This window comes from Mangrovicoccus sp. HB161399, from assembly GCF_013184745.1.
Lineage (GTDB): Bacteria > Pseudomonadota > Alphaproteobacteria > Rhodobacterales > Rhodobacteraceae > Mangrovicoccus.
Map to the genome: position 1 here is coordinate 112,127 of NZ_JAATVU010000003.1, position 13,314 is coordinate 125,440.

At 67.0% G+C, this 13,314-nt stretch carries 13 protein-coding genes; 10 read left to right on the forward strand and 3 right to left on the reverse strand.

All coding sequences use genetic code 11. The features are described from left to right. Positions 1-2: 2 nt before the first annotated feature. Both HCC78_RS02795 and HCC78_RS02800 read left to right on the forward strand, forming a co-directional pair. A complete protein-coding gene (locus HCC78_RS02795; protein WP_172327216.1) occupies positions 3-926 on the forward strand; it encodes a branched-chain amino acid ABC transporter permease in 924 nt (307 codons plus the stop codon). Positions 927-954: 28 nt separating this feature from the next. Then, positions 955-2,721, forward strand: coding sequence for an acyl-CoA dehydrogenase (locus HCC78_RS02800; RefSeq protein WP_172327217.1), 1,767 nt, complete (start codon positions 955-957; stop codon positions 2,719-2,721). A gap of 101 nt (positions 2,722-2,822) precedes the next feature. Here the strand turns inward: HCC78_RS02800 and HCC78_RS02805 are convergent, their stop codons facing one another. Both HCC78_RS02805 and HCC78_RS02810 read right to left on the reverse strand, forming a co-directional pair. Then, positions 2,823-3,734: a sugar kinase gene (locus tag HCC78_RS02805; RefSeq protein ID WP_172327218.1), complete on the reverse strand. Its 912-nt coding sequence runs from the start codon at positions 3,732-3,734 to the stop codon at positions 2,823-2,825. After that, a complete protein-coding gene (locus HCC78_RS02810) occupies positions 3,731-4,426 on the reverse strand; it encodes a GntR family transcriptional regulator (protein WP_172327219.1) in 696 nt (231 codons plus the stop codon). The genes HCC78_RS02805 and HCC78_RS02810 overlap by 4 nt, the downstream gene beginning before the upstream one ends. A 109-nt stretch (positions 4,427-4,535) precedes the next feature. On the opposite strand from HCC78_RS02810, the gene uxaC reads away from it, so the two are divergent. From uxaC to HCC78_RS02850, 8 genes are all read left to right on the forward strand, one after another. Continuing rightward, positions 4,536-5,948 (forward strand): glucuronate isomerase, encoded by a 1,413-nt coding sequence (gene uxaC / locus HCC78_RS02815; RefSeq protein WP_172327220.1) that lies wholly within the window; start codon positions 4,536-4,538, stop codon positions 5,946-5,948. A gap of 78 nt (positions 5,949-6,026) precedes the next feature. Continuing rightward, positions 6,027-7,001 carry a TRAP transporter substrate-binding protein gene (locus HCC78_RS02820; protein ID WP_172327221.1) on the forward strand — a complete coding sequence of 325 codons (975 nt, stop codon included), beginning with the start codon at positions 6,027-6,029 and terminating at the stop codon, positions 6,999-7,001. Positions 7,002-7,053: 52 nt separating this feature from the next. Continuing rightward, complete coding sequence (locus tag HCC78_RS02825; RefSeq protein WP_172327222.1) at positions 7,054-7,560, forward strand: TRAP transporter small permease; 507 nt, start codon at positions 7,054-7,056, stop codon at positions 7,558-7,560. A gap of 5 nt (positions 7,561-7,565) precedes the next feature. Further along, entirely contained in the window at positions 7,566-8,846 is a 1,281-nt protein-coding gene (locus tag HCC78_RS02830) for a TRAP transporter large permease (RefSeq protein ID WP_172327223.1), read from the forward strand. A gap of 31 nt (positions 8,847-8,877) precedes the next feature. Continuing rightward, positions 8,878-9,186, forward strand: a complete 309-nt coding sequence (locus HCC78_RS02835; protein ID WP_172327224.1) for a cupin domain-containing protein — start codon at positions 8,878-8,880, stop codon at positions 9,184-9,186. A gap of 14 nt (positions 9,187-9,200) precedes the next feature. Then, on the forward strand, positions 9,201-10,028 hold the full coding sequence (gene kduI / locus HCC78_RS02840) for a 5-dehydro-4-deoxy-D-glucuronate isomerase (RefSeq protein WP_172327225.1): 828 nt from the start codon (positions 9,201-9,203) through the stop codon (positions 10,026-10,028). Next, positions 10,028-10,771 (forward strand): 2-dehydro-3-deoxy-D-gluconate 5-dehydrogenase KduD, encoded by a 744-nt coding sequence (gene kduD, locus HCC78_RS02845; protein WP_172327226.1) that lies wholly within the window; start codon positions 10,028-10,030, stop codon positions 10,769-10,771. The genes kduI and kduD overlap by 1 nt, the downstream gene beginning before the upstream one ends. A gap of 49 nt (positions 10,772-10,820) precedes the next feature. After that, positions 10,821-12,344: a UxaA family hydrolase gene (locus HCC78_RS02850; protein WP_172327227.1), complete on the forward strand. Its 1,524-nt coding sequence runs from the start codon at positions 10,821-10,823 to the stop codon at positions 12,342-12,344. Here HCC78_RS02850 and HCC78_RS02855 read toward each other — a convergent pair whose 3' ends face one another. Next, positions 12,345-13,220: an AraC family transcriptional regulator gene (locus HCC78_RS02855; RefSeq protein ID WP_172327228.1), complete on the reverse strand. Its 876-nt coding sequence runs from the start codon at positions 13,218-13,220 to the stop codon at positions 12,345-12,347. Positions 13,221-13,314: the final 94 nt, after the last annotated feature.

Here is a 13,314-nt window from a genome sequence, read left to right on the forward strand (position 1 = left end):
CCATGACCACGAAACTCGGATATGCCGTCGCCCTCGTGCTTCTGCTGATCGCACCGTTCTTCCTCTATCCGGTGCTGCTGATGAAGTTCCTGTGCTTCGCGCTCTTCGCCTGCGCCTTCAACCTGATCCTCGGCTTCGGCGGGCTCCTGAGCTTCGGCCATGCCGCGTTCTTCGGCGGCGCGGCCTACATCACCGGCCACGCGATCAAGGTCTGGGGCCTGCCGACCGAGCTGGGCCTGCTCGCCGGCGCCGCCGCGGCCGGCATCATGGGGCTCGCAGCCGGCATGCTCGCCATCCGGCGGCAGGGCATCTACTTCGCCATGATCACCCTGGCGCTCGCCCAGATGGCCTATTTCCTGTTCATCTCCGCACCCTTCACCGGCGGCGAGAACGGCCTCCAGGGCGTGCCGCGCGGCACGCTCCTGGGCATGGTCGACCTGCAGGACAACATGGCCATGTACTATTTCACCCTCGCGATCTTCCTCGCCGCCTTCTGGCTGATCGCGCGCACCGTGCATTCGCCCTTCGGACAGGTGCTGCGCGCGATCCGCGACAACGAGCCCCGCGCGGTCTCGCTCGGCTACGATGTCGACCGCTACAAGCTGCAGGCCTTCGTGCTCTCGGCGACGCTCGCGGGCCTGGCCGGCGCGCTGAAGACGGTAGTGTTCCAGCTGGCCTCTCTGACCGACGCGCACTGGCACATGTCGGGCGAGGTGGTGCTGATGACGCTGCTCGGCGGCGTGGGCACGATCGCAGGCCCGGCCGTGGGCGCGGGCATCATCGTCGCATTGCAGAATCTGCTGGCCTCTGGTCCGCTTTCGGCATGGGTCCCGGTCGTTCTGGGGGTGATCTTCGTGATCTGCGTGCTCAGCTTCCGCCGCGGCGTGATCGGCGAGCTGAGGGCCTTCATCCAGAAATCGTTCTGACCCGGTCCCGAGTGAAAAGGATCCTCCCATGACCTATTCCGCCCCTCTCAAAGACATGCAGTTCATCCTCGAGGAACTCTGCGGTCTCGACGCGCTCGCGGCCCTGCCGGGGCTGGAGGATGCGACCCCGGACACGGTGGCCGCGATACTCGAGGAGGCGGGGAAGTTCGCGGGCGAGGTGCTGGCGCCGCTGAACCGCTCGGGCGATCTGGAAGGGCTGAAGTTCGCCGACGGCAAGCTGACGACGCCCGCGGGCTGGAAGGAGGCCTATGGCCGGCTGGTCGAGATGGGCTGGAACAGCCCCTCGGCCAGCCCCGAGCATGGCGGCATGGGCCTGCCGCAGGCGGTGAACACCTGTATCCAGGAGATGTTCCAGGGCGCCAACATGTCCTTCCAGCTCTGCCCGATGCTGACGCAAGGCGCGATCGAGGCGCTGGAAGGCTATGCGTCCGACGCGCTGAAGGAAGCCTACCTGCCGAAGCTCGTTTCCGGCGAATGGACCGGCACGATGAACCTGACCGAGCCGCAGGCCGGGTCCGATCTTGCCGCCATCCGTTCCAGGGCCGAGCCCGAGGGCGATCATTTCCTGGTCTCGGGGCAGAAGATCTTCATCACCTACGGCACGCATGACCTGACCGACAACATCATCCACCTCGTGCTGGCGCGGCTGCCCGATGCGCCGGCCGGGGTGAAGGGGATCTCGCTCTTCCTCGTGCCGCAATTCATGCCCGACGGCACCGAAAACGACGTGCGCTGCGTCTCGATCGAGCACAAGCTCGGCATCCACGCCTCGCCGACGTGCACGCTCGCGTTCGGCGACAAGGGCGGGGCGACCGGCTGGCTGATCGGCGAGCCCAACAAGGGGCTGCAATACATGTTCGCCATGATGAACAACGCCCGCCTGAACGTGGGCGTTCAGGGCATCGGCGTGGCGGAGCATGCGTACCAATGGGCGCTGGCCTATGCGCGGGAACGCCGCCAGGGCACGCCGTCGGGCGGGCAGGCGGGCGATCCGATCCTGGGCCATGGCGACGTGCGCCGCATGGTCGGCGCGATGCGCGCCAGGACGCTGGCAGCCCGTGCACTGGCCTGCCTGGCCGCGGCCTCGCTCGATCACGCGGCGCGCAATCCGGATGCGGAGGCGAAGGCCTATCACCAGCGGCGCGTCGACCTGATGATCCCGGTCGTGAAGGGCTGGGGCACCGAGATGGCCGTGGATGTCGCGAACATGGGCGTGCAGGTCCATGGCGGCATGGGCTTCGTCGAGGAGACCGGCGCGGCGCAGTTCTACCGCGACGCGCGGATCACCACGATCTACGAGGGTACGACCGGCATCCAGGCGCTGGATCTGGTGGGCCGCAAGATCACCCGCGACGGCGGCAGGGCGGCAGGCGAGATCGTTGCCCAGATGCGCGCCGATGCCGAGGCCGTGCGGGGCACGCAGGGCAACCAGACCGACTGGGCGGCGATGGCGGAGATGATCGACACCGGGGCGGAGATCGTCTCCGAGCTGGTCGATTGGCTTCTCGCCATGAAAGACGAGCCCGCGCTGCAGAACGCGGCGGCGGTCAACGTGCTGCATGCCTTCGGCGTGGCCCTGGGCGGCTGGCAGATGGGCTACGGCGCGCATCGCGCGGCGCTGAAATCCGGCATGGATGCGGGCGAGACGCTGGGCCGGATCCGGCTGGCGGAGTTCTTCCGCGGCCAGATCTTCCCGGAGGCGATGTCGCGCCGCGACGCTGTGACCGGCGGGTCCGAAGCCGTCGCCGTGCTGCCTGAGGAGTGCTTTGCCTGAGACGCGGGCAGGAGAGGGATGCCCTCTCCCGCACCCTCACCCCCGCCCGGCCCGGGGCGCACTCCCTCTCCCCGCCGGGGAGAGGGCCGGGGTGAGGGGGATCAGGCCGGGACCTTGAGGCCCGGAAGGTCGATATCGACCAGCGCCCCGCGCTTGGTCACCACCTGTGCCGACACGCGGCAGCCGGCATCGGCGGCTTCGGCCGGGGAGGCGCCGCGCAGCAGCGCCGTCAGGAACCCGGCATTGAAGCTGTCCCCGGCCGCGGTCGTGTCGGTGATCTCGGCCACGATCTGCGGCGGCACCAGCGTCTCGGCGCCGTTCTCCAGGATCAGCACCGGCTCCGGCCCGTCCTTGGTGACGACCAGCGAAGCTCCCGCGGCCGCGTAGCGGTCTGCCGTTGCGCGCTTCGAGGCATCGCCGAAGAAATCGGCCTCGTCCTCGTAGGACGGCAGCGCGATGTCGGCGACCTTGGCCGCTTCGCTGACCCAGCGGCACATGTCCTCGGTCGAAGCCCAGAGCCGCGGCCGCAGGTTCGGGTCGAAGCAGATCCGCACGCCTGCGGCGCGGGCCCCGGCCAGCACTTCGAGCAGCCGCCGCCGCCCGGCCTCCGGCAGGATTGCCATGGTGATTCCGGAAAACAGCGCCATGTCCCCGGACGAGGCCGGCAGGCGCTCCAGATCGTCCGCCAGCGTCCGCGCCGCCGAGGCCGACCGCCAGTAGGAGAAGCTGCGCTCGCCGTCCTTCAGCGAAATCATGTAGAGCCCGGCCGTTCCGCCCTTGCGCACCGCCATTTCGGGGATCACTCCTGCGGAGTCCATGAAGGCGGCCATCTGCGCGGAGGGGCCGTCATCGCCCATCGCCGAAAGATAGGCGACCTCCAGATCCGGCCCCCCGAGCTTCTTCGCGTACCACGCAGAGTTGAAGGTGTCGCCGGCGAAGCCCATTGCATAGGTTCCGTCGGGGGTCGGCGACAGTTCGATCATGCATTCGCCGATCGCGAGAAAGCGGGTCATTGGTCGGGGTCCTCGAAATACTGGGGATGCTCGGAACGTACCACGGGCAGGATGTTCCGGATGCGGCTCAGATGGTCGCGCAGGCAGGCTTCGGCGGCATTGGCATCGCGCGCGCGCAGTGCATCGACGATGCTGACATGCTGGTCGAAGGCATTCTGCTGGCCGAAGGAGAGCGACAGGAAGCGCACCCGGTCGATATGGGCCTTCTGCTCCTGGATCAGCGACCATGCGTAGCCGTGGCCGGACATTTCGCAGATCCGCTTGTGCAGGAGGTCGTCGAGCTCGTGGAAGACGCTGCGCGGGCCGGTCTCGATCGCCAGCTTCTGGCGGGCCAGGAGCGTGTCGAGCTCGGCCAGGTCGGCCCCGGTGATGGTCTTCACCGCGTCGCGGATGCAGGCCGCCTCCAAGGCGGCGCGGATGAAGGCCGCCTGGTGCACGCCCTGCTCGGATATCTTGGTGATCAGCGTCGCCCGCTGCGGCCGGATCGACAGGAAGCCGAGCTGCGAAAGCCGGAAGAACGCGTCGCGCACCGGCTGCCGAGAGACGCCCAGCTGCTTGGCGATCTCGGCCTCGGACACCTTGGTGCCCGGCGGCAGTCCGAAGGTGATCAACGCATGGTAGAGCGCCTCGAACACCTGGTCCGTGGCCGTGGCCGTCTGAATGGCGGAAAGAGGGGCGATCGTGTCTGGCATGGCGGTCCGGCTGCATCCTGTCGCGGCCAGCATACATCATTCACGCTTTGACACAACTGTCAGACTAGCATATTAGCTAGCTAGAAGATCCGATTCAAAGGGGCAGAAGATGAGCCTGACCGATCCCGACCGCCTTTTCCCGGCAGAGCCCGGCCTTCGCGGCCTTGCGCGCCGCCTGTACGAAAGCGTGGCGGATCTGCCGATCGTGTCGCCGCACGGCCATTGCGACCCGCGCTGGTTCGCCGAGAACGAGCGCTTCCCGAACCCGGCCGAGCTTTTCGTTATTCCCGACCACTATGTCTTCCGCATGCTGGTCAGCCAGGGCATTCCGCTGACCGATCTGGGCGTGCCGCGCGTCGACGGCGGCGAGACGGAAACCGATCCGCGCAAGATCTGGCGGCTCTTCGCCGAGAACTTCCACCTGTTCCGCGGCACGCCCTCGGCGATGTGGCTCAACCATTCCTTCCAGTTCGTCTTCGGCCTCGACAAGCCGCTCTCCGCCGCCACCGCGGACGAGTATTACGAACATATCGACGCCAAGCTGGCGACCCCCGACTTCACCCCGCGGGCGCTGTTCGAGCGGTTCAACATCGAGGTGCTCTCGACCACCGAGGGCGCGCTCGACGACCTGAAATGGCACAAGGCCATCACCGCCTCGGGCTGGGGCGGAAAGGTGATCACCACCTACCGTCCTGACGCCGCGGTCGATCCGGAATTCGAGGGCTTCGCCGGCAATGTCGAGCAGCTCGGCGCGCTGACGGGCGAGGACGCGGCGACCTGGGAGGGCTACCTGAACGCCCACCGTGCGCGCCGCGCCTATTTCAAGGAATTCGGCGGCGCGACCGCGTCGGACCACGGGCACCCTTCGGCACGCACCGAGGACCTGTCCGCGGCGGATGCCGCCGCCCTGTTCCAGAAGGCGCTGGCCGGGACCTGCACTGCCGAGGAGGCCGATGCCTTCCGCGGCCAGATGCTGACCGAGATGGCGCGGATGAGCCTCGAGGACGGCCTGACCCTGCAGATCCACGCGGGCAGCCGCCGCAACCACCACAAGGGCGTGTTCGAAAAGCACGGCCGCGACAAGGGCTTCGACATCCCGGGCCGCACCGACTACGTGGGCAGCCTCTCGCCGCTGCTGAACGCGGTCGGCATGGAGCCGAAGCTGCGCGTGCTACTCTTCACGCTGGACGAGACCGTCTATTCGCGCGAATGGGCGCCGCTGGCGGGCGTCTATCCCTGCCTGCGCCTCGGGCCGCCCTGGTGGTTCCATGACAGCTACGAAGGCATCAAGCGGTTCCGCGAGGCCACCACGGAAACGGCCGGCTTCTACAACACCGCTGGCTTCAACGACGACACCCGGGCCTTCTGCTCGATCCCGGCCCGCCATGACGTCGCGCGCCGTTCGGACTGCAGCTACCTGGCGGGGCTGGTCGCCACCGGGCGCCTCGGCGAGGCCGACGCCTTCGAGGTCGCGACCGACCTGACCTACAACCTGGCCAAGGATGCCTATGGCCTGACCTGATCCGCAGGGCCGGGAGGGAGAGGGAGCAAGTGCTCCCTTCCGGCGCTGCATCCACCAGTTTCAAAGGGGAGGAAGACCATGAAACTGACACTGACTGCCGCGCTCCTGGCCGGCTCCGCGCTCGCAACCGCCGCCACTGCCTGCGAGACCACGCTGCGTTCCGCAGACACCCATCCCGAAGGCTACCCGACCGTCGTCGCGGTGCAGGAAATGGGCAAGATGCTCGAAGAGCGCACCGGCGGCCGCCTGTGCATCGAAGTCTTCCCCTCCGCCCAGCTCGGCGAGGAGAAGGACACGATCGAGCAGACCCAGTTCGGCGTCATCGACATGCTGCGCGTCTCGATGGGTCCGTTCAACAACATCATCGAAGAGACCCAGGTCGTCTCGCTGCCCTACATCTTCCGGTCCGTCGATCACATGCACCACGTGATGGACGGCCCGGTGGGCGACGAGATCCTCGCGGCCTTCGGGGATCACGACCTGGTCGGCCTGGCCTTCTATGACGGCGGCTCGCGCAGCTTCTACAACTCGGAAAAGCCGATCACCTCGATGGCCGACCTGGCGGGGATGAAGTTCCGCGTCATGCAGTCCGACATCTTCGTCGACATGGTCTCCGCGCTCGGCGCGAATGCCACGCCGCTGCCCTATGGCGAGGTCTATTCCTCGATCCAGACCGGCGTGATCGACGGGGCCGAGAACAACTGGCCCTCCTATGAATCCTCCGGCCATTTCGAGGTCGCCAAGTACTACACGCTCGACCAGCACCTGATCGTGCCGGAAGTGCTGGTGATGTCGAAGACCAGCTGGGACAAGCTCAGCCCCGAGGACCAGGAGGCCGTGCGCCAGGCCGCCAAGGACAGCGTGCCGCTGATGCGCGAGATGTGGGCCGAGCGCGAGGCGGAGTCCGAGCAGAAGGTGCTGGATGCCGGCGTCGAGGTCGTGACCGACATCGACAAGACTCCGTTCATCGAGGCGATGAAGCCGGTCTACGAGAAGCATGTCACCTCCGACAAGCTCAAGGATCTCGTCGAACGCATCCAGGCCACCGAGTGAGCCTTGACGGGCCGCCCCGCGCGGGCGGCCCAACCGCTTGAAGGGGCAGGGGATGGATAAGATTGCAAAGTTTACCGGGGTCGTAGCCCGGATCGGGCTGTGGATCTCGGGCATCGGGCTTGTGCTGATGACCGCGATGATCGCCGCCCAGGTGTTCTTCCGGTACGTGCTGAACGACAGCCTCGTCTGGACCGAGCCGGCGGCGATCCTGGTGATGGGCTGGTTCATCCTGCTCGGCGCCGCGGTCGGCATCCGCGAGGGGTACCACCTGAGCTTCGAGGTGCTGCTGTACCTGCTGCCGGACCGGGCGAAGCTGGTGCTCTACTCGATTTCCGACGTGGTCGTGACCGCCTTCGGGATCGGCATGGTCGTCTATGGCTGGCAGCTGGCCGCCAAGACCGCCGGGTCGACCATCCCGTCGCTGGGCTTCTCCGGCTCGGTCGCCTTCCTGCCGATCATCTCGGGCGGCATCCTGGTCGTCCTCTTCTCGGTCGAGCGGCTCGCCCGCCGCGCGGCCGGCCTTCCCACCTCGCGCTTCGGCGACACGGCGGAGCACTGACTGACATGGAACTCTGGATCCTCTTCGGAAGCTTCACCTTCCTGCTGCTGATCGGCACGCCCGTGGCCTTCTGCCTCGGCGTCTCCAGCTTCTTCACCGTGCTCTACATGGGCCTGCCCCCGGTGATCGTGTTCCAGCGGCTGAATTCCGGCGTCTCGGTCTTCGCGCTGATGGCGATCCCGTTCTTCATCTATGCCGGCGAGCTGATGGTCCGCGGCGACATCGCGCGGCGGCTGGTCGCGCTCGCGGGCGCCATGGTCGGACATCTCAGGGGCGGGCTGGGACAGGTGAACATCCTCGCCTCCTGCCTCTTCGGCGGCATTTCGGGCTCGGCCGCGGCGGATGCCTCCGCCATCGGCGGGCTGATGATTCCGCAGATGGAGAAGCGCGGCTACGACACCGACTACGCGGTCAACGTCACCGTCACGTCGTCGATCATCGCGCTGATGCTGCCGCCCTCGCACAACCTGATCATCTACTCGATCTCCGCCGGCGGCCGCCTGTCGATCGCCGATCTCTTCACCGCCGGGATCGTGCCGGGCCTCCTGCTGGCGCTGAGCTTGATGATGGCCGCCTGGTTCGTGGCAAAGCGCCGCGGCTATCCGACCGAGGCCTTCCCGGGCCGCAAGATGCTGGGCGCGCTGTTCCTCTCGGCCGTGCCGGGGCTGATCCTCGTCGCCATCATCTTCGGCGGCGTGCGCTCGGGCATCTTCACCGCCTCGGAAAGCTCCTGCATCGCGGTGGTCTATGCGCTGGCGGTGACGCTCTTCGCCTACCGCTCGCTCAGCTGGAGCGACTTCGTCGAGGCGACGCTGGCTGCCGTGCGCACCACCGCGATGGTGCTGCTGGTGATCGGCTGCGCCGCGGCCTTCGGCTGGCTGCTGGCCTTCCTGAAGGTGCCGGCCTCGATGGTCGCCTTCCTGCAGAACTTCTCGGACAACCCGATCGTGATCCTGCTGCTGATCAACGTCAGCCTGCTGATCCTCGGCACCTTCATGGACATGAGCCCGCTGATCGTGATCACCACGCCGATCTTCCTGCCCGTGGCCCAGGCCTTCGGCGTCGATCCGGTGCAGTTCGGCATCATCCTGATCCTCAACCTCGGCATCGGCCTGTGCACGCCGCCGGTCGGTTCGGTGCTGTTCGTCGGCTGCGCCGTCGGCAACATCGGCATCGGCCAGGCGATGCGCACGATCTGGCCGTTCTACTTCGCCGCCTTCGCGACGCTGATCCTGGTCACATATGTCCCGGCACTTTCGCTTTGGCTTCCCGCCGTTTTCCGGTAAAGGCTGTCATACAGATCAATGGAGATGTCCGATGACTAATGTCTTTCCGCCCGTCGATCTTGGCGGAGTCACCAGACAGGTTCTGGCCGACGCGCCGGAACTGATGGTCGTCTCCTTCCGCTTCTCCAAGGATGCGGAAGGGGCGCTGCACAGCCACCCGCACGTGCAGTCGACCTATGTGAAAACCGGCCGCTTCGCCTTCACCATCGGCGAGACGGTCACCGAAATCGGGCCGGGCGACAGCTTCGTCATCCCTTCGGGCGCGACGCATGGCTGCGTCTGCCTCGAAGAGGGCGAACTGATCGACTGCTTCACCCCCCGACGTGACGATTTCCTGTAAGGAGGAGAAACCCCATGACCGAAGTCGACATCCGCCACGCAATCGACCCGCGGACCACCAAGACGCTCGACACGGACGGGCTCCGCGACGAGTTCCATGTCGGCGGGCTTTTCGTCCCCGGCGAGGTCAAGCTGACCTATTCCCACTATGACCGCATGATCCTCGGCTCCGCCGTGCCCGCCGGCGGCACGCTGGCCGTCGACGAGGTGCAGAACACCGGCACCAAGACCGTGCTGGAACGCCGCGAGATGGGCGTGCTCAACATCGGCCCCGAGGCCGGCACCGTCACCGTCGGCGGCGAAAGCTACGCGATGGAGAAGGGTGACGTGCTCTATATCGGCATGGGCTCCGGCCCGGTCGAGTTCTCGGGCCAGGGCCGCTTCTACATCCTGTCGACCCCGGCGCACCGCGCCATCGCCACCCGCCTGATCAAGCCGGCCGAGGCGAAGCGCGTCGAGCTGGGCTCCAAGGACACCGCCAACGAGCGCGTCATCATCCAGTTCCTGCACCCCGATGTCCAGGAAACCTGCCAGCTGACCATGGGCTACACCCAGTTCCTGCCCGGGTCCCTCTGGAACACCATGCCGGCGCATATCCATGACCGCCGGATGGAGGCCTACCTGTATTTCGACCTCGACGAAGGGTCCCGCGTCTTCCACTTCATGGGCGAGCCGGACGAGACCCGGCACATCGTCATGTCGAACGAGGAAGCCGTGATCTCGCCGCCCTGGTCGATCCATTCGGGGGCCGGCACCGGCAGCTACACCTTCTGCTGGGCGATGGCCGGCGACAACACCGACTTCACCGACATGGACTTCATCGCCATGGAGGACCTGCGCTGATGGATCCGTTCCGCATCGACGGGAAGCGCGCCCTGGTTACGGGCGCGAATACCGGGATCGGGCAGGCGATCGCCGTGGGCCTTGCCGAGCGCGGGGCCCACGTCATCGCCGCGGGCCGCCGTGCCTGCGACGAGACGGTGGAGATCATCGAGGCAGCGGGCGGCAGCGCCGAGACGCTGCTGGTGGACCTCTCCGATCCCCATGCCGGGGTGGCGGCGCTGGAAAGCGTGGCGCCGCTCGACATCCTGGTGAACAACGCCGGCATCATCCGCCGCGAGGACTCGGTCAAGCATTCCGAGCTGGACTGGGACGAGGTGATGAACGTCAACCTCAAGGCGGTCTTCCTGCTCTGCCAGGCCTTCGGCAAGCAGGCGATCGCGCGCGGCGAGGGCGGGCGGATCGTCAACATCGCCTCGCTGCTCAGCTTCCAGGGCGGCATCCGGGTGCCGGGCTATACCGCGTCGAAGCACGGCGTGGCGGGCCTCACCAAGATCTTCGCCAATGAATGGGCGCCCGAGGGCATCACCGTGAACGCGGTGGCGCCGGGCTACATCGCCACCAACAACACCTCGGCGCTGCGCGCGGACGAGGACCGCTCGCGCCAGATCCTGGAGCGCATCCCGGCCGGGCGCTGGGGCGACCCCGAGGACATTGCCGGCGCCGTCTGCTTCCTGGCCTCGCCGGCCGCGAAATACGTCACCGGCGCCGTGCTGAACGTGGATGGCGGCTGGCTGGCGCGCTGACCCAAATGGCGGGGCGCCCTGCGCCCTGCCGCAACCTCCGGAGAGCCCCATGTCCGACCCGATCCTGCTGGACGAACGCGACGACGTCGCCATCCTGACCACCCGCGCCAAGGCCGGGGAGACCCCGCTGGGCCGGGGCGCGGCGCTCGGGGCGCCGGTCTCGCCTGGGCACAAGCTGGCCCGCCATGCCATCGCCAAGGGCGCGCCGATCCGGAAATTCGGCCAGGTGATCGGCTATGCCACGATGGACATTTCCGAAGGTGAGCATGTCCACAGCCACAATTGCGAAATCGGCGCCCATGGCCGCGACTACGGCATCGGCGCCGATCTGGAGGCCGCGCGGAAGACGGTGCCCGAGATGGCGCCCCGGAGCTTCCGCGGCTACCGCCGCGGCGACGGGCGGGTCGGCACGCGCAACGTGATCGCGCTGGTCGCGACGGTGAACTGCTCGGCCACGGTGATCCGGCAGGCGGCCGAGGAAGTGATGCGCTCCGGCATCCTGGCGCAGTACCCGAATGTCGACGGCGTGGTCGCCTTTGCCCATGGCACCGGCTGCGGAATGAACAACGAAGGCCCCGGCTGGGAGAACCTGCAGCGCGTGCTCTGGGGCCATGCAACCCATCCGAATGTCGGCGCGGCGATCTTCGTGGGCCTCGGCTGCGAGGTGATGCAGATCGCGCGGATGAAGCAGATGTTCGAGGCCACCGGCAGCGAGCGCTTCCACGGGCTGACCATCCAGGAGAATGGCGGGACCCGTGCGACGGTCGGGCTGATCGCTGCGAAGATCCGCGAGATGCTGCCTGAGGTGAACAAGGCGGAGCGGTCCGACTGCCCGGTTTCGGAGCTGACGCTGGCGCTTCAATGCGGCGGATCGGATGGATATTCCGGAATATCGGCCAATCCGGCGCTCGGCATTGCCTGCGACATGCTGGTGGGGCTCGGCGGCACGGTGGTGCTGTCGGAGACGCCGGAGATCTTCGGGGCCGAGGAATTGCTGCTGCGTCGCGCGGAAAGCTCTGAAATTGCGGAGAAACTTCTGGAGCGCATCCGCTGGTGGGAAGGCTACACGTCGATGAACGGCGGCTCGATGGACAACAATCCGAGCCCCGGCAACAAGGCGGGCGGGCTGACCACCATCCTGGAGAAGTCGCTCGGGGCCGTCGCAAAGGCGGGATCGACCCCCCTTCGCGACGTGCTGGCCTATGGCCAGCAGATCCGCACCCCCGGCCTCGTGTTCATGGACACGCCGGGCTACGACCCGGTGTCGGCGACGGGGCAGATCGCGGGCGGCGCGCAGGTGCTGGTCTTCACCACCGGGCGCGGCTCGGCCTTCGGCTCGAAACCAGCGCCGACGATCAAGGTCGCGACCAACGACACGCTCTACGAGGCGATGCCGGACGACATGGACCTGAATGCCGGGGACGTGGTGAGCAAGGGCGTCAGCCTGCAGGAAAAGGGCAGCGAGATCCTGGAGATGGTGATCGCGACTGCCTCGGGGCAGGCGACGAAAAGCGAGCTTCTGGGCCTCGGCGACAACGAGTTCCTGCCCTGGCAGATCGGCGCGGTGATGTGATCAGACGATGACGTCGCCGGAATCCGGCGGCGGCACCGCGCCCTTGTTGAGGCGGTAGCTGGACGGGCTGTCGCCGATATACTGCTTGAACATCCGGCTGAAGAAATAGGGGTCGGCGAAGCCCAGCTCCAGGGCGGCTTCCTTGACCGAAAGCCCCATGCCCAGACGGTTCGCCGCGAACTCCATCCTTTTGAGTTCGCGGAATTTCTTCGGCGTCATCCCCATCCGGTCGCGGAATGCCCGACGGAAGTAGTCCGGGTTGTAGGGCACGTTCGCCAGCGCGTCCTCGACGCCGGCCCCCAGCGGATCCGAGCTCAGCCGCGAGGCCACGAACATGATGTGCAGCGACAGCTGGTCCTGGCTTTCGGGCGTGGTGTCCTCGGTGCGCCAGCCTTCGAAGGCCGCCTCCAGATGCGCCAGCAGGAGCACCATGAAGGCGTGGTGCTGGCTCAGCGTGGTGTTTGCCCGCGAGGTCGACTCGCGGTAGTGGCGCACCAGCGGCTCCATCGCCTCCCAGTCCGGGAAGCGCGCCTTGCGCGCCAGCTTCATCTGGGAAATCACGTCGCCGCGCCCGAACAGGTCCAGCATGAAGTGCTGCGCCACGCCGGTATATTCCATGTCGCCGCAATCATGCCGCCCGCGGAAGCGGACATAGGCCGGGATCAGCATGGCCTCGCCCGGTTCCAGCGTGAATTCGTCCTCGCCGATCCAGTAGCGGCCGCTGCCCGTCAGCGGCATCACCAGGTCGTGCACCGGGTTCAGCTTGTCGATCCGCCAGCGCGCATTGTGGCGCATCTTGATCGCCGAGCGGGCCAGCCGGAGCGACAGCGAACGCATCGGCATGAGCGAGAGCGGGAAATGTTCGGTTTTCTCCATCTTTTTATCCCATACCCGGCATGTTACCTCCCATGCAAGCTGGAATACCCTGATTTCATGGAATCATAACCATGAGTCCCGGGCGGGGGAGCCC